This window comes from Phenylobacterium immobile (ATCC 35973), assembly GCF_001375595.1.
GTDB classification, from domain to species: Bacteria; Pseudomonadota; Alphaproteobacteria; order Caulobacterales; family Caulobacteraceae; genus Phenylobacterium; species Phenylobacterium immobile.
Genome location: NZ_CVJQ01000001.1, coordinates 2,153,671 through 2,168,301, shown reverse-complemented (window position 1 = coordinate 2,168,301; position 14,631 = coordinate 2,153,671). Strand labels below are relative to the sequence as shown.

Genomic DNA, 14,631 nt, shown 5'->3' with positions numbered 1-14,631 from the left:
GTTGCGGTGCGACTATCGCGCCCGACAGCGAGCTCCCCTCGGATCAAGATCGAACGTATGTCCGGCGAAGCTTACCGACCACGGTTGATGAGCGAGGCCTTCTGATGTCATAGCCGACCGAGGGTGCTCGGCCACAACGGCCGGTCAGGTTTCACGTTGGTCGGGCCGCCAGCGCGGAGAGCCACGCCATGCGCCCGCCCATTCGTCGCACGTCTGTCCTCCGCGAATTCCTCGATAGCGAGGCCGCCGGCGGAATTCTCCTCATGGGCGCAGCGGCGCTGGCCCTCTTCGTAGCCAACTCGCCGCTGGCGGGAAGCTACTTCCAGATTCTCCACGCCCCCTTGGGCGGGCTCGACGTGTTGCACTGGATCAACGACGGGCTGATGGCCCTGTTCTTTCTGTTCGTCGGCCTGGAGATCAAACGCGAGTTCCTGGACGGCCAACTCTCCACCTGGGCCAACCGCGCGCTCCCCGGGATCGCCGCGGCGGGCGGTGTGGTCGTTCCTGGGCTGATCTATGCCGCCGTCAATGCAGCGAATGCCGAAACCCTGCGTGGGTGGGCCATACCTACGGCCACCGACATCGCCTTCGCGCTGGGCGTACTGTCCCTGCTGGGCTCGCGGGTTCCCACCAGCCTGAAGGTATTCCTCGCCACCTTGGCCATCGTCGATGACTTGGGGGCGGTGCTGGTGATCGCCGTCTTCTACACGGCGGAGCTCAACCTCGCGGCGCTGGGTGGGGCTGGCGTCGCTACCCTGCTGCTGATCGGCCTCAACCGATTGAAGATAGCTCGGCTCGCACCCTATCTGGTGCTCGGCGCGGCTCTGTGGTGGCTGGTGTTGCTCTCCGGAGTCCACGCCACCGTCGCTGGCGTCGTCCTAGCGCTGACCATCCCCCTGCGCCGCTCCAAGGCTGCGCCCGACGACATGACCTCGCCGCTGCACCGCCTGGAGCATGGCTTGAGCCCGTGGGTCGCCTTCCTGATCGTGCCGGTGTTCGGTTTCGCCAACGCCGGCGTCTCGTTCGCCGGCATGAGCGCCAGCGTTCTGCTCGAGCCCGTCACCCTGGGCGTGGCGCTAGGCCTCTTCATCGGCAAACAGGTGGGCGTCTTCGGCGCCGCAGCCCTGGCGATCAAGCTCAGATTGGCCAACCTTCCCGTCGCCGCCTCCTGGCCGCAACTCTATGGCGTAGCGCTGCTTTGCGGCATCGGTTTCACCATGAGCCTCTTCATCGGCCTGCTCGCCTTCCCGGACCCGGCCCTGCAAGATGAGGTGAAGGTCGGCGTGCTGGTCGGATCCCTAATCTCCGCTCTGTGCGGCGCGGCCTTACTCAGCGTGGCTAAGCGCGAGCCGCCTAAGAGCGGCCCAGGCGCCGTGGCAGCTGTCGATCGGCCGCTTTGAGCTCGCTGAAGCCGACACCACATAGATCGAACGTCTGTCCGGCGGGCCTTGACAAGGAATTCCCCATACAAGGCTTTCCCCTCTCGGCAAAGTGTGGACGCTAGCGCGTCCTAAGCGGGCTTGCGGAACGAGTATCAAGAATCGAATGAACAATTTCGAGAAACGCCGAAATAGAATAAAGTTATTAGGACCAAAATAGTCCAGTGAATGGGCATTGGCGGGTGAGGGGCGGAAGCGAATGCGAATCAAGCATGTGGAGATCGAAAATTTCCGGCTCCTGAGAAAGGTCGCGATAGGACTAGAGGAGCGGACCACGGTCATCGTCGGCCGCAATAACAGTGGCAAGACCTCGATCGCCGAGCTGTTTCGGCGGCTCCTCTCCGAACGGACGCTGGCGTTCAAGCTGGAGGATTTCTCCCTCGGCTGTCATGAGTGCTTTTGGACCGCGTTCGATGCTTTCCGGGCCGGTGCCGAGTCATCCGATGTCCGCGGCCACCTCCCGTCGATCACGATCACGCTCGACATTGCCTACGAGGTCGATGCGCCGGATCTTGGGCCGCTCAGCGACTGCATCATCGATCTCAATCCAGACTGTTCAGAAGCGCGGCTGGTTCTCACCTTTGGTCCACGAGCGACGGCAGCCGAGACGCTGTTCGCCGGCATCGTCGCGCCAGGCGAGGACGTGGCTGCCGACCGCATCGCCCTGTTTCGCGCACTCGGTAGCCGATTGCCGGCGGCTTATGCGTCGTCGCTCGAGGCGGTCGATCCCAATGACCCGACCAATCGCAAGGCCTTGGAACCGAAGACGCTCACCGCCCTGGTCCACGGGGGCTTCATCAACGCGCAGCGCGGACTGGATGATGACACCCATCGCGAACGCGATGTGCTCGGCAAAGTCGTTGAAGTGCTGTTTCAGTCGGCGTTGACCGATCCGCTCGACCCGGAAAAGCGAACGACGGCCGAGCAGCTGAAGGCGGCGGTGGAACAGATCCAGGGAGACCTGCATGTCGGCTTCAATGCGAAGCTTACCTCCTTGCTGCCCACCTTCGATCTGTTCGGCTATCCAGGCTTGGCCGATCCCGGGCTCGTCACCGAAACGAGCTTCGATGTCGACAAGCTCCTGAACGACCATACCAAGGTCCGCTATGTTGGCGTGAACGGCGTCACTTTGCCCGAGACCTACAACGGGCTCGGCGTACGCAACCTCGTCTACATGCTGCTTCAGCTGCTCCGTTTCTTTCGCGAATATCAGGCAAGTCCGGCGGCTGCCGGCGTGCATTTGGTCTTTATCGAGGAGCCTGAGGCCCATCTGCATCCGCAGATGCAAGAGGTCTTCATTCGTCAGCTCGACCAGATCACGAGCGCGTTCGTCGCGCAGCTCAACGAGAACCGTCCTTGGCCGGTGCAGTTCGTCGTAACCACGCATTCTCCGCACATGGCGAATGAAGCGCGCTTTGAGTCCATGCGGTATTTCCTGTCTGTGACGGACGGCGAGGGCTTACGTCGGTCGGTCATCAAGGACCTGCGGCAGGGAATGGGCGATGCGCCGGCCCCCGACCGTGAATTCTTGCACCAATATCTAACCCTGACTCGATGTGACCTATTCTTCGCTGACAAGGCCGTGCTCATCGAAGGCACGTCGGAGCGGCTCTTGCTCCCCGCGATGATCCGGAAGACTGATGCTGCGGCCGCTGGCGAGCCACAGCTCGGTAGCCAATATCTGACGGTGATGGAGGTTGGTGGCGCTTACGCGCACCGGTTTTTCGATCTTCTCGCCTTCCTTGAGTTGCGCGCGCTGATCATCACCGACATCGACGCCGTGAAGCCGAATGACAAAGGGAAGCACGTGGCGGTTCCTGTCGCGGACGGTCAGTTCACCAGCAACGGCTGCATCAAGGCCTGGTTCGGAAATGCAGTGTCGCCGGCTGCATTGTTGGCGAAGACGTCGCCCGACAAGATGGCTGGCAGTCGCCGGCTTGCCTATCAGATCCCGGAGGCGGACGGCGGGCCGTGTGCGCGTAGCTTTGAAGATGCGTTCATTCTTGCAAATCCTGAGCGCTTCCCACTTGGCGATGGGGATGCCGCCGCACTCGCCTACGAGCACGCGGCCGAGCAGAAAAAGTCGACGTTCGCATTGGAGCACGCGATCGAACACACGGACTGGAATGTGCCCCGCTACATTTCGGAGGGTTTGCGGTGGTTGGCCCAGGGTAACCCAGCCCCCTTGGAGCCGCCCCCCGCGGTTGCTGTCGAGATTCTCGCCGGGGTAGCTGGCGTCGCCGTGAACGTCGCTGAGGTGGGCGAACATGGCTGATGGCGCCGAAAGTCCCGCCGACGCCGCCGGCCGCGTCGCGCTTGAACGGATGTTCGCATGCCTCGACGAAGGGAAAAGCTTTCGTCTGGAAGCAGGCGCCGGAGCGGGCAAAACCTATTCGCTCGACAAGGCGCTTCGTCGTCTCATCGACCGGCGCGGCACAGAGCTACTTCGCCAGCGCCAGCAGGTTGGCTGCATCACATACACTAACGTCGCCAAGGACGAGATAATCTCGCGTATCGAAGCTCATCCGGCGGTGCGGCCTGAGACCGTCCATGGCTTTTGCTGGTCGATCCTGCAGGATTTCCAGACGACGCTGCGTGCGCTCGTGCCCGAATTGCCCGGTTGGGCGGAGAGGCTGGAGCCCGTTGGCGGCATTGGTGCTCGGCGGGTGCATTATGAGCTTGGCTATCCCAGTGTCGGGGAGCAGCAGGTCACGATCCGGCATGAGGATGTGCTGGCGTTGATGATTCATGCGATGGCGCTGCCCAAGTTTCGCGCGGTGTTGACCGCACGCTATCCGGTGCTGCTGATCGACGAATACCAGGACACTGACGCAGCGTTTGTCGATGCGCTTAAGGCCTGGTTTCTCGATCATGGCGAAGGCCCATTGATCGGGCTTTTCGGCGACCATTGGCAGAAGATCTATGGCGATGGGTGCGGCTCGGTTGAGCACGCCGCGCTTGCGGTGATCGACAAGAACGCCAACTTCCGATCGGCGGACCCGATCGTGCAGATGCTAAACCGTATGCGCCCCGATCTGCCGCAGATGGTGAGCGACCCTGACGCGCCTGGCGAAGCGCGCGTCTTCCACACCAATGCCTGGCCGGGCGTGAGGCGTACTGGACAGGGCGGCGGTCATTGGACCGGCGACACCAGTGCCGATGCGGCCAGAGCATATTTCAATCACATCAAGGTACGGCTCGGCGGCGAAGGCTGGGATTTCGCGGTCGGGAAGACCAAGATACTGATGCTCAGCCATAGCGTGCTGGCTCGCGAACAGGGTTACGCGAGCATTCCGCCGATCTACGGTCAGTTCAACGACCCATGGCTGAAGAAAGATGATCCTCATATCAAGTTCCTGACCGACCAACTCGAACCGGCCTGCGCGGCGTTCGAAGCGCAGCGTTACGGCGATATGTTCGAGTGCTTCGGCACAGGCATGCCGCGCATTCGCAAGCACCTGGACAAGGTCGCGTGGGCTGATGCGATGGCGGCGTTGATCGCGCTACGGCTCTCCGGATCGATCGGCGAGGTGATCGATTTCATCGCTGCGCAGCCGCACATGCGGCTGCCAGATGCGGTCGAGGAGCGTGAGAAGAAACTGGCGGACGCGGGGCCTGACCCTGTCGAGGGAGAGTCGCGGCGTGTCACTCAGTTGCGGAAATTGCGGCAGGTTGCATACGTGGAGCTCATGGCGCTCGATCGGTTCATCGATGGCCATACGCCGTTCGCCACGAAACATGGGGTGAAGGGCGCCGAGTTCGAGAATGTGCTCGTGGTCGTCGGCAGGGGTTGGAACAAGTATAATTTTGCGCAGATGCTGGAGTGGATCGATGCCGATCCACCTGCCGACAAGCTGGAATTCTTCGAGAATAATCGAAATCTTTTCTACGTCGCTTGCTCGCGACCGAAGGTTCGCTTGGCGTTGCTCTTTACACAGCTTCTCAACGCAAATGCGATGGCCAAGCTAACAAATTGGTTCGGGCCGGAAAATATCGTCGCGCTGCCTGGCCAACCTGATGAGGTGCAGGCATGACCGGAAGATTCAAATCGTGAGGGGTGCTTAGCGGCGCAACCGTCCGGTGAGGTTCCCTATTTCAGCGCGTGGCTGCGGACTTGCGCCGCCGGGCGACGGTGGGGGCTGGGAAGACATCGGCGGCGACTGCGGAGATGTCGCCGAGATTTTGGAGCTTGAGCGCCGGGCGCTGCGGCAGATTCACAACGAGTTCCAGCTTTCCGCCGATCGCCTCGACATAGCTGCGCAGGGTCGAAAGATACATGTCCGCCTGCTTCTCGATCTTGGACACCGACGGCTGTTTGATGTGCAAAGCCGTGGCGATGTCCGCCTGCGCCTTGCCCGCGATCTGGCGCAATTCGCGCAGGCCTTCGACCTCTTGCTTAAGTTCCTGATAGCGTGCTTCGACGGCTGCCTGTCGCTCGGGCGGCAGGTCGGCGATGATCTCGTTCAGGGTCCGGCCCATTTCACTTTCCCTTCTTTGCGGATTTCAGGCTTTCCAGATGGTCGGAAAACCGGAGATCCGCTTTTGCGATGAGGCGGTCATAGAAGCGCTTCTGGCTCCCTCCCGACTTGTCGCCAGCCACCAAAACTATCGCTCGCCGCTGAGGGTCGAAGGCGAAGGCTGCTCGCCATTCGCCATCCAGCGCCTCGAACCGCAACTCCTTCATGTTGGAGTATCGCGAGCCCTTGAGCGTATCGCAGTGCGGGCGCGCAAGCTGTGGGCCAAAGTCCCTCAGCAGCTTGGCCACGGCCAGCAATGCGTCCTGTACAACAGGCTCGAAGGCGACGTACTCCAGCTCGAAGGCCGTGTGGAATTCTATTTCCCACATCATATAGCCTCCAAGCTATGTCTGGTCAATGAAAATCGAAGGCGCATCAGTTGCCGCCCTCGACGCTTCCTTCCTGACGGAGCAGGTCGCCGATGCTGTTTTCGCCAATTCGACAACGGGCAATGACCCGGTCGTAGGAAACCACACGGCCGCTGCGTCCGCGCTCCGTCGTGCAGGTGACGGCGCGTCGCAGCGCCAGGCGTTCGAGCACCGCCTTGGCCGCAGAGCCATCACGCGCGTTCAACTCCGGGGCATTGAAATCGGCTAGGCGAACCTCGATCCACTCATTTGGATCAGGAGTGTGGCCGACGCACAGACCGTCTCCATCGCCGACATAGCGCACGGTCCCGACGAAGGTGACACCCGGTCGCGACGGGAGCCTGCCTTCGCATGGGTCGGCGAGGGCCGGCGCCGCCGTGCCGATGGCCATCGCGGCGCCAGCAATCAAGAAAGCTCGCACGCTCAGGCCGCCTTTTTCAGCGCGGCGCTGCTCTTCTTTTTAGTCAGCAAGGCCCGAGCGAACTTGTGCCATTTTGCCATGGCGGCACGTTTCTCTGGCATATAGTTCCACCGATCGTAGCTCTTGGAGCTGACATCCTGCAGCGTGTGATTTTGCAAACGATCCCGGATTTCCTTCGACAAGCCAGCCTTGCCGGCCAGCGTTTTCCAGGTCCGCCGGAGATCGCGATTGGTCACGTAAGGAATGACCTCGCGGTCTCGCTGGCGCCACATGAATGAATAGAGCGTGCCGTGGCTCACCGGCTTGGAAGGGTCAGTTGCCGAGGGGAAGAACCAGCCATGCTCGTTCACATTGATGGACGCGATGAGCTCTGCGGCGATTGTCGGCACGGGGATGGCGTGGGGTTTTCCGTTCTTGGTCTTAGACCAGTCGATGATCCGTTCCTTCGCGTCCCACTGGTCGACGTGTAGGCGTGCGATCTCCTGTACGCGCTGCCCGGTCAGCATCAGAAGCCTGACCGCGCGGGTGTATGGCGGATGCACGGGAGTATCGGGGCATTCGAGCCAGCGGTAGAGCCGGAGGAATTCATCCTCGTCGAGCCAGCGCGTTCCGACCTTTTTGGGTTCGGTCGGTATGCCTGCGGCCGGATTGTAGACCAAGCGGAAGCGACGTGCTGAGTTTGAGCGGTAGTCGTGCTCCGATTTGAGGCCCCAGCTAAAAGCGGATCGAATATAGCTTCGAACATGATCGGCCATCGAGCGCTTGCCGCGTTCATAGATGGGGCGGAGGATGGCCGTGATCTCATCCGGTTCGATGTCACGGGCAGGCCGGTTACGCCCCAGCGTATCCGCGATCTTGTTGAGGCCCTTTTCCGCCTCCTTCCAGGACGATTTTTCCCCATCCTTGAGGTAAGCGACATAGGCCTCGAAGAGATCGGCGACGGTTCCAGGCCGCGTGTCGCCGGCGATCTTGATACTGCGGCCCTTCTGGATCATGTCCGCGAAATCGCGGTTGAACATCTCTCGTGCCTTGCTCAGTGGCATCGAAGGATATGATCCGAGCTTTTTCTTAATGCGCTTCTGATCGCGCCACTGCTGAGCCATCCAGTCGGCGGTGACCCGGGTCGGCATGGGCTTCATCACAAGAACGAGGCGTCCCGTTCCGTGGCCCTCCCCATCGACGAGGCTGACCTGCTTTCCCGTCTGTTCCACTTCCTTCAGGGCGCGGCGTATTTCTCCATCGGTAAGGCTTGGCACTGGGGTTCTCCATCGGCTTCCAAGTGGGGTCGCTCGACGGGTTTGTGGGGTCGGCGACTGGGGTCAAAAAGGGCTTCGATCCCCCTAAACCGACCCCACTATGCCATGATATCCGACTCTACGACAACCCCAAAAACCCTTGTGAATCAGCGGTATTGTGCGTGACTGAGCGTGATCCAAAGTGATGAGTGGGATGATTGTGCACGAGAATGATCGCACTGGCGGAGACCTCCAACGCGCGGCGGGCCACTTCGCGAGGATAGACCGGGGCATGATCGACTGTGCCGCGATTCATCACCTCGTCGGCGATCAACTGGTTCTTCTTGTCGAGGAATAGGACGCGGAATTGCTCGCGCGGTTCATGCGCCAGGGCGACCTTCACATAGGCCAGCAGGGCCGACCACGACGAGATCACGGGTCGGCGAACCACCGCCTCCCGAGCCAAACGCAGCGCGGCCTCATGCGCCAGGCCAAGATCTCTGGCGATCGCCTCGCCGACGCCGGGCACGGTCTTCAACGCTTGCGGACCGGCCGCGAGAACCGCGCCGAAGGAACCGAACCGCGCGATCAAGCCCTTGGCCAAGGGCTTTACGTCGCCGCGTGGCGCCGAGCGGAACAGCATCATCTCGAGCAGTTCGTAGTCAGGCAAGGCCGCCAAGCCGCCGGCGTCCGCCCGTTCGCGCAGCCGGTCGCGATGACCGGCGTAATGCGGAGACGGCGCGCGCTCAGGCGCGGCGGGCCAGAGGTCAGCTGAGGTGGCGGAGTCGCGGACGGCGGACATGACCTTCATGTTCCGCAAATGTTCCCAGAATGCAAGCGCCGCCTAAGCCGGCTCGCAGAAGCCCAGCCGGCGGTACAGCCGGAGGGCGCGCTCGTTAAGCGGATTGACGAACAACTGGACCTTGGCCCAGCCGGCCTCGTCCAGGGCGGTGATCGCTGCGGCGATCAAGGCCTCGCCGTGACCCTGCCGCTGGTGGGCGGGCGCGGTCACGCAGAAGGCGATCATCGGCATGGCTTGGAAGACCGTGACGACCACGGCGGCGACCATCTCGCGGCCGCGCCAACGCGCGAAGGAGCAGTGAGGTAGAAAAGGGCCGACCCGGCCGTCAAAGGTGTCGCGCACAAGCGCCAACGCGTCGGCTTCGGTTTCGCCCTCGTCGTCGACGCCGCCGCGATAGGCGGCCAGCATCAGGCGGGACAGATCCAGTTCGTCGTCCAGGCCAAGCTTGAGCAACTCGCTGTCGCCCGCCAACGCTTCGAGCACATGAAAGTCCGGCCTTTCGACAAGGCGTTCGAGCCGCAGGCGGCTCAAGGCGTCAGGTGCTCTTGATCGGCGGCTGGAACAGGCTCGCAGGCGACAGGGTGAAGACTTCAAACCCGTCTTCCGTCACGCCGATCGAGTGTTCGCATTGCGCCGACAGCGACTTGTCCCGCGTCACCGCCGTCCAGCCATCGGACAGCACCTTCACCTGCGGCTTGCCCAGATTCACCATCGGCTCGATCGTGAAGAACATGCCGGCCCGCAAGGGCGCGCCCTCGCCGGGGCGGCCGTAGTGCAGGATGTTCGGCGCGTCGTGAAACACCTTACCCAGGCCGTGCCCGCAGAAGTCGCGCACGACCGAGCAGCGCTGGGCCTCCACATAGGACTGGATCGCGTGGCCGATGTCGCCGGTCGTGGCCCCGGGTTTCACGGCTGCAAGACCGCGGGCGATGCCCTCATAGGTGACTTCGACGAGGCGGCGGGCCCGCGGCGCGACCTCGCCGACGCCGTACATCCGAGACGTATCGCCGTGCCAGCCGTCAACGATGACAGTGACATCGATATTGGCGATGTCGCCCTCGCGCAGGGTGCGCTCGCCCGGGATGCCATGGCAGACGACGTGGTTCGGGCTGATGCAAACTGTCTTGGTGTAGCCGCGGTAGCCGAGGCACGCAGGCAGGCCGCCGTTGTCCAGGATGAACTCACGCGCCAGGCGGTCCAGTTCGTCGGTCAAGACGCCAGGTTGGACATGCGGCGTCAGCATGTCGAGGCATTCGGCCGCAAGCTTGCCCGCGCGGCGCATGCCTTCGAAGCCGTCGGGGCCGTGGATCTTGATGGCGCCGGTGCGGCTCTCGATGTCGAGGATATCTGTCATGGGAGGCTAATGTCGCAATCCTGAGCCTCAAGTTCAACCGTCGCCGCGCGCCGGCCAGCGTGGGCGAGCCGAATGGCGTGCCGACGCATCGAGCGCGGCTTGGGCAGTGCGGTCTGGCGCAGGGCGCCGGCTACCGCCGCCACGGCAATGGACGGCTGATCGTCACCGAATTGGTGGTGATGTCGCAGGCGTAGACCAGCACCTCAACGCCCCTGTCCGAAACCTCGTCCAGCGTGCGGGCGAACACGGGGTCGAGCTCGGCGCAGGCCGCGAAGCCTTCGCAATCGGTGCGCTGGACGACAAAGAGCGCCACCGCACGGTCGCCCGCCGCAGCCATGGCGGCCAGTTCGCGCAGGTGCTTGGAGGATCGGGCCGCCACGCAGTCGGGAAATTCCGCCAGATCGCCCGTGCGTCGCAGGTGGCAGTTCTTGATCTCCAGCCAGCAGTCCGGCCGATCTTTGTTCTGCAGGAGAAAGTCGACGCGGCTGGCCTCGCCGTACTTCACCTCACGGCGGATGGTCTCGTAGCCGACCAGTTCCGGGATGGCGTCCGCGGCGAGCGCCTCGGCGACCAGTCGGTTGGGATGCATGGTGTTGATCCCCACCAGCCCGCCATCCGCCTCGACCAGTTCCAGCGTGTGGGCGAGCTTGCGGGTCGGCGAGTCGGATCGCGACACCCAGGCGCGCAGGCCCGGCGCGTTCAGCCCCAGCATGGCGCCCGGGTTCGGACAGTGGGCGGTGACCATCGTCCCGTCGTCCAGCGCCACGTCGGCGAAGAAGCGCTTGTAACGGCTGACGAGGGTTCCGCGGGCAAGGGGCGAGGCAAACTGCATGATGCTCTAGCTAGCCGCGCCGGCTTTGCCTGGAAAGCGGTCGGGTCTATGCCAGGACCATGGAAGAGAACGTCGAAAAGCCCGTCACCGCCGCTGTTCTGATCATCGGCGACGAGATCCTGTCGGGGCGCACCCAGGACACCAACCTGCGAGACATCTCGCGCTACTTCGGCGTTCACGGCGTCGATGTGGTCGAGGCCCGCGTCGTGCCCGATGTGCTCGAGGATGTGGTCGCCGCCCTGAACGCGTTGCGCGCCCGCTATGATTATGTCGTCACCACCGGCGGTATCGGCCCGACCCACGACGACATCACCGCCGACTGCGTGGCGGCCGCGTTCGGCGTGCCGCTGGAGGAGCATCCGGAGATCATCGCCGGCATGATCGCGCGCTCGGGCTATGAGCTGACGCCGGCGCGGCGGCGCATGGCGCGCGTGCCGGTAGGCGGCGAGCTGATCAGGAATATCGTCGCTGGTCCGCCTGGCTTCACCATCGGCAATGTCTTCACCCTGGCTGGCGTGCCCAACATCATGCGCGGCATGCTCGAGGACGTCGGGCCACGGCTGAAGGGCGGCAAGATTACGATCTCGCGGACGGTGCGGGTGACCGGCACAGGCGAGGGCGTGATCGCCGCGCCGTTGGAGGCCGTGGCCAAGGCGCACCGGTCGATGTCGCTGGGCAGCTATCCCTTCAACGGGCCGCAAGGGGTGGGCTCCAACCTGGTCCTGCGCAGCCGCGACCCGGATGAGTTGGCGATCGCCACGGCTGAGCTGATCGCCGCCCTGGCCGAAAAGGGAATCACCCAGGTCGAAGAGGTCGATCCGGCAAGCTGAGGCTTCCTTGCGCCTTCAGGCGCCGCTAGGATTCTCAGCGCCGCGGGCGTGGCGAAATTGGTAGACGCAACGGACTTAAAATCCGTCGGCCGCAAGGCCTTGCCGGTTCAAGCCCGGCCGCCCGCACCAGGAAGATGCAGGACTGACGGGAGCAGCGGGCGATCGTGGCGCGGGTGGCGTTGATCAGTGCGGATGGAGACGCGCAGGCCGATCTCGCTGGCGTGCTGGAAGCGGCCGATCTCGCCTGCTGGGTTCTGCGCGGCGCTGAGGAAGCGGGCAGGGTGTTTGGCCGCGAAACCTTTGACGTGATCCTTATCCACGGACGGGGTGACGATGGGGCGGCCTCCGACCTCGTACGCCAGGTTCGACTGGGGCCAGCGGCCGCAGCGCCGCTGCTGGTGATCGCGCCGTCCGCCTCGCAGGACGATATCGCTGCGATCCTTGAGGCCGGGGCGGACGACTGCCTCGACGCCACGCCTTCGCCGGCGGTGCTGGTGGCGCGGGTTCGCGCCGCGCTACGCCGGGCCGCACCGGCAGGCGACCTGCGAAAAGTCTGGCGCGTCGGCGATTTCGAGATCGATCCGGCGCAGCGCGCGATCCGTCTGGACGGCCGCGACATCGCACTGACGCGCATGGAATTCGCCCTCGCCGAACTGTTGTTCGCCAACGTTGGTCGACCGCTGTCTCGAGCCTATGCGCTGGAAGCGGTGTGGGGGCGCAATCCTGACGTTCCGACACGGACGCTGGACACACATGTGTCGCGCATCCGCAACAAGCTTGGCTTGACCCCTGCAAACGGCGCTCGCCTGTCCACCGTCTACAGCTACGGCTACCAGCTAGATCTGCTTAAGGGATAGGCGCCGAGCTGAGCAGTCATCGCTCTGGAGCGCGGCGCACGCTCCAGAGCTTTGAGACTAGGCCACGGAATTTCCCCGGGAACTGGAGAAGCCGAACCGGGTGGGCCCCGACAGCTGCGCAGACGCGCGGCGGTCAGCTCTCCCGCTTATGGACGGTGCGAGATACGCGCAATTAAAATGTCGTAAATTTACAACAAGACACAATTGTTCACATTTCCCGTAACGCATTCCCATTTACTGAGACCCTGGTTGCCTCTAGCGGTGGCGATCGGAGAAACCCCGGCGTGCGAACCGGGTGCGGCTCTTTTGGCGCCGCTGGGGCAGTAAGCTTCGGCGCAATCGAACTGGAGAGACTAAATGGCGACTTATAATTTCGCGACGATCACAGCGGCCCAAGCCGCTGGCGCGACCACCGCTGACGACATCCTCGTCTCGGGCGCGGTCTCGGCCAACCAAGCGACCGTCCTGTACGTGCCGCCGGTTGTTACGCCGGACGCCACGACCCCGGCGACGATCCAAATCACCATCGGCGGCGTGACCAAGATCTTCGGCGCCGGCATCTCGGGCGCGAACAACGTGTTCGTGTTCGGCGACGGCTCGCAGCTCTATGTCGGCTTCCAAGCCTCGGGCGGCGGCGACGTCGGCGCGACGAACGCTGGCAATGACGCCCTGTTCGGCCTCGCCGGCAACGACGCCCTGTCGGGCGGCGCTGGCAATGACCTGCTGCAAGGCAACCAAGGCCAAGACACCCTGACGGGCGGCGTTGGTTCGGACACCATCTACGGCGGTCAAGGCGACGACCTGATCGTGGCTTCGGCTGGCGACAGCGCCAACTTCGTCAACGGCAACCTCGGCGAAGACACCATCAACGGTTCGGCGGCTGCTGACACCCTGCTGGGCGGTCAAGGCGACGACACCATCAACGCCGGCGCGGGCAGCGGCTACATCAGCGGCGACCTGGGCGACGACGAAATCAACGGCGGCGCTGGCTCGTCCTCGATCTTCGGCGGCGCGGGTGAAGACTACATCTTCACCGGCAACGGCAACGACACGGTCGACGCCGGCGCTGACGACGACCACATCGACACCGGTGATGACGCCGTGACGGTCTCGGGCGGCGAAGGTGATGACCTCATCCACGTCGACGGCACCGCCGGCCAACTCAGCGGCCAGATGAACGGCAACGAAGGCGATGACTTCATCTCCGGCAGCACGGGTCATGACTTCTTCCTCGGCGGTCAAGACAACGACACCCTGATCGGCAATGGCGGCAACGACACCCTGTCGGGCGACTCGGGCGCTGACTTCCTCGATGGCGGCGCTGGCCGTGACGTCCTCCAAGGCGGCGCGAGCGACGACACCCTCGACGGCGGTACGGGCCAAGACATCCTCTCGGGTGGCACGGGTTCGGACACCTTCATGTTCGACGCGGCCGACTCGGTTCCGCCGACTGACAGCTCGGACGTCGACACCCTGGTCGGCAACGCCGACACCATCATCGACTGGACCTCGGTCGACATCCTGGACTTCGGTCTGGGCGTGATGGGCGACGCCTTCAGCTACCGTGAGATCGTCGACGCCTCGATCACCGACTACGGTGATGCGCTGGACGCCGCGATCCTGGCCAAGACCCAGGACCCCTTCGCGGTCCAATACGTCGCCGTCCAACTGGGCGCCAACGTGCTGGTCTTCAGCCACGCGGTGGACCTGGATCCGGGCGCGGGCTTCGACTGGGCCTTCTCGACCGTCGTTCAGATCAACGGCATCTCGGCCGCCAACATCGGCGCGGACAACTTCGTCTAAGCTGATCGGCTTCCAAGCCTATCTCTGAAGGGGCGGGTCATCCGAAAGGGTGACCCGCCCTTTCTATTTGGGCGCGATGCTCGAGACCGGCCAGTTGGGACTGAACCTTCGGGAGCCATGCGCGCTATAGGAGCGACGCGACCTCCAATTCCCTCATGGTAGAGCTGGCCTCG

The 14,631-nt window shown here is 63.5% G+C and carries 14 protein-coding genes and 1 tRNA gene; 7 read left to right on the top strand and 8 right to left on the bottom strand.

The window, feature by feature from the left end; genetic code table 11:
* Positions 1-188 precede the first annotated feature (188 nt).
* The 3 genes from nhaA (at position 189) to BN1313_RS10595 (ending at position 5,473) form a co-directional block, all read left to right on the top strand.
* Positions 189-1,400 carry a Na+/H+ antiporter NhaA gene (nhaA, locus tag BN1313_RS10605; RefSeq protein WP_091740136.1) on the top strand — a complete coding sequence of 404 codons (1,212 nt, stop codon included), beginning with the start codon at positions 189-191 and terminating at the stop codon, positions 1,398-1,400.
* Positions 1,401-1,638: 238 nt separating this feature from the next.
* Positions 1,639-3,714, top strand: coding sequence for an ATP-dependent nuclease (locus BN1313_RS10600; protein WP_091740133.1), 2,076 nt, complete (start codon positions 1,639-1,641; stop codon positions 3,712-3,714).
* Positions 3,707-5,473, top strand: coding sequence for a UvrD-helicase domain-containing protein (locus BN1313_RS10595; RefSeq protein WP_091740130.1), 1,767 nt, complete (start codon positions 3,707-3,709; stop codon positions 5,471-5,473). The genes BN1313_RS10600 and BN1313_RS10595 overlap by 8 nt, the downstream gene beginning before the upstream one ends.
* A 61-nt stretch (positions 5,474-5,534) precedes the next feature.
* Here BN1313_RS10595 and BN1313_RS10590 read toward each other — a convergent pair whose 3' ends face one another.
* From BN1313_RS10590 to sfsA, 8 genes are all read right to left on the bottom strand, one after another.
* On the bottom strand, positions 5,535-5,918 hold the full coding sequence (locus BN1313_RS10590) for an XRE family transcriptional regulator (RefSeq protein WP_091740127.1): 384 nt from the start codon (positions 5,916-5,918) through the stop codon (positions 5,535-5,537).
* Between the two features lies 1 nt (position 5,919).
* Positions 5,920-6,285: a type II toxin-antitoxin system RelE/ParE family toxin gene (locus BN1313_RS10585; protein WP_245620160.1), complete on the bottom strand. Its 366-nt coding sequence runs from the start codon at positions 6,283-6,285 to the stop codon at positions 5,920-5,922.
* Positions 6,286-6,331: 46 nt separating this feature from the next.
* Positions 6,332-6,715: a thermonuclease family protein gene (locus BN1313_RS10580; protein ID WP_091742611.1), complete on the bottom strand. Its 384-nt coding sequence runs from the start codon at positions 6,713-6,715 to the stop codon at positions 6,332-6,334.
* A 32-nt stretch (positions 6,716-6,747) separates the two neighbouring features.
* On the bottom strand, positions 6,748-8,001 hold the full coding sequence (locus BN1313_RS10575; RefSeq protein WP_091740122.1) for a tyrosine-type recombinase/integrase: 1,254 nt from the start codon (positions 7,999-8,001) through the stop codon (positions 6,748-6,750).
* Between the two features lie 118 nt (positions 8,002-8,119).
* Entirely contained in the window at positions 8,120-8,782 is a 663-nt protein-coding gene (locus BN1313_RS10570) for a JAB domain-containing protein (protein WP_425415012.1), read from the bottom strand.
* A 42-nt stretch (positions 8,783-8,824) separates the two neighbouring features.
* The gene (locus BN1313_RS10565; protein WP_091740117.1) at positions 8,825-9,313 is read right to left on the bottom strand and encodes a GNAT family N-acetyltransferase; all 489 of its coding nucleotides are present in this window, start codon (positions 9,311-9,313) and stop codon (positions 8,825-8,827) included.
* A gap of 4 nt (positions 9,314-9,317) precedes the next feature.
* Positions 9,318-10,136 (bottom strand): type I methionyl aminopeptidase, encoded by an 819-nt coding sequence (gene map, locus BN1313_RS10560; protein ID WP_091740114.1) that lies wholly within the window; start codon positions 10,134-10,136, stop codon positions 9,318-9,320.
* 130 nt (positions 10,137-10,266) lie between these two features.
* Positions 10,267-10,968: a DNA/RNA nuclease SfsA gene (gene sfsA / locus BN1313_RS10555; protein WP_091740111.1), complete on the bottom strand. Its 702-nt coding sequence runs from the start codon at positions 10,966-10,968 to the stop codon at positions 10,267-10,269.
* Positions 10,969-11,027: 59 nt separating this feature from the next.
* On the opposite strand from sfsA, the gene BN1313_RS10550 reads away from it, so the two are divergent.
* The 4 genes from BN1313_RS10550 (at position 11,028) to BN1313_RS10535 (ending at position 14,458) form a co-directional block, all read left to right on the top strand.
* Positions 11,028-11,798 (top strand): competence/damage-inducible protein A, encoded by a 771-nt coding sequence (locus BN1313_RS10550; RefSeq protein ID WP_091740108.1) that lies wholly within the window; start codon positions 11,028-11,030, stop codon positions 11,796-11,798.
* 42 nt (positions 11,799-11,840) lie between these two features.
* A tRNA-Leu gene (locus tag BN1313_RS10545) sits at positions 11,841-11,927 on the top strand.
* A gap of 44 nt (positions 11,928-11,971) precedes the next feature.
* Entirely contained in the window at positions 11,972-12,655 is a 684-nt protein-coding gene (locus BN1313_RS10540) for a response regulator transcription factor (protein ID WP_141653120.1), read from the top strand.
* Positions 12,656-13,012: 357 nt separating this feature from the next.
* A complete protein-coding gene (locus tag BN1313_RS10535) occupies positions 13,013-14,458 on the top strand; it encodes a calcium-binding protein (protein WP_091740102.1) in 1,446 nt (481 codons plus the stop codon).
* Positions 14,459-14,631: the final 173 nt, after the last annotated feature.

Excerpts from the sequence above, each read along its gene's own strand:
- nhaA (WP_091740136.1), top strand. The coding sequence starts at position 189 with ATGCGCCCGCCCATTCGTCGCACGTCTGTCCTCCGCGAATTCCTCGAT.
- BN1313_RS10600 (WP_091740133.1), top strand. The coding sequence starts at position 1,639 with ATGCGAATCAAGCATGTGGAGATCGAAAATTTCCGGCTCCTGAGAAAG.
- BN1313_RS10595 (WP_091740130.1), top strand. The coding sequence starts at position 3,707 with ATGGCTGATGGCGCCGAAAGTCCCGCCGACGCCGCCGGCCGCGTCGCG.
- BN1313_RS10590 (WP_091740127.1), bottom strand. The coding sequence starts at position 5,918 with ATGGGCCGGACCCTGAACGAGATCATCGCCGACCTGCCGCCCGAGCGA.
- BN1313_RS10585 (WP_245620160.1), bottom strand. The coding sequence starts at position 6,285 with ATGTGGGAAATAGAATTCCACACGGCCTTCGAGCTGGAGTACGTCGCC.
- BN1313_RS10580 (WP_091742611.1), bottom strand. The coding sequence starts at position 6,715 with ATGGCCATCGGCACGGCGGCGCCGGCCCTCGCCGACCCATGCGAAGGC.
- BN1313_RS10570 (WP_425415012.1), bottom strand. The coding sequence starts at position 8,782 with ATGTCCGCCGTCCGCGACTCCGCCACCTCAGCTGACCTCTGGCCCGCC.
- map (WP_091740114.1), bottom strand. The coding sequence starts at position 10,136 with ATGACAGATATCCTCGACATCGAGAGCCGCACCGGCGCCATCAAGATC.
- sfsA (WP_091740111.1), bottom strand. The coding sequence starts at position 10,968 with ATGCAGTTTGCCTCGCCCCTTGCCCGCGGAACCCTCGTCAGCCGTTAC.
- BN1313_RS10550 (WP_091740108.1), top strand. The coding sequence starts at position 11,028 with ATGGAAGAGAACGTCGAAAAGCCCGTCACCGCCGCTGTTCTGATCATC.
- BN1313_RS10535 (WP_091740102.1), top strand. The coding sequence starts at position 13,013 with ATGGCGACTTATAATTTCGCGACGATCACAGCGGCCCAAGCCGCTGGC.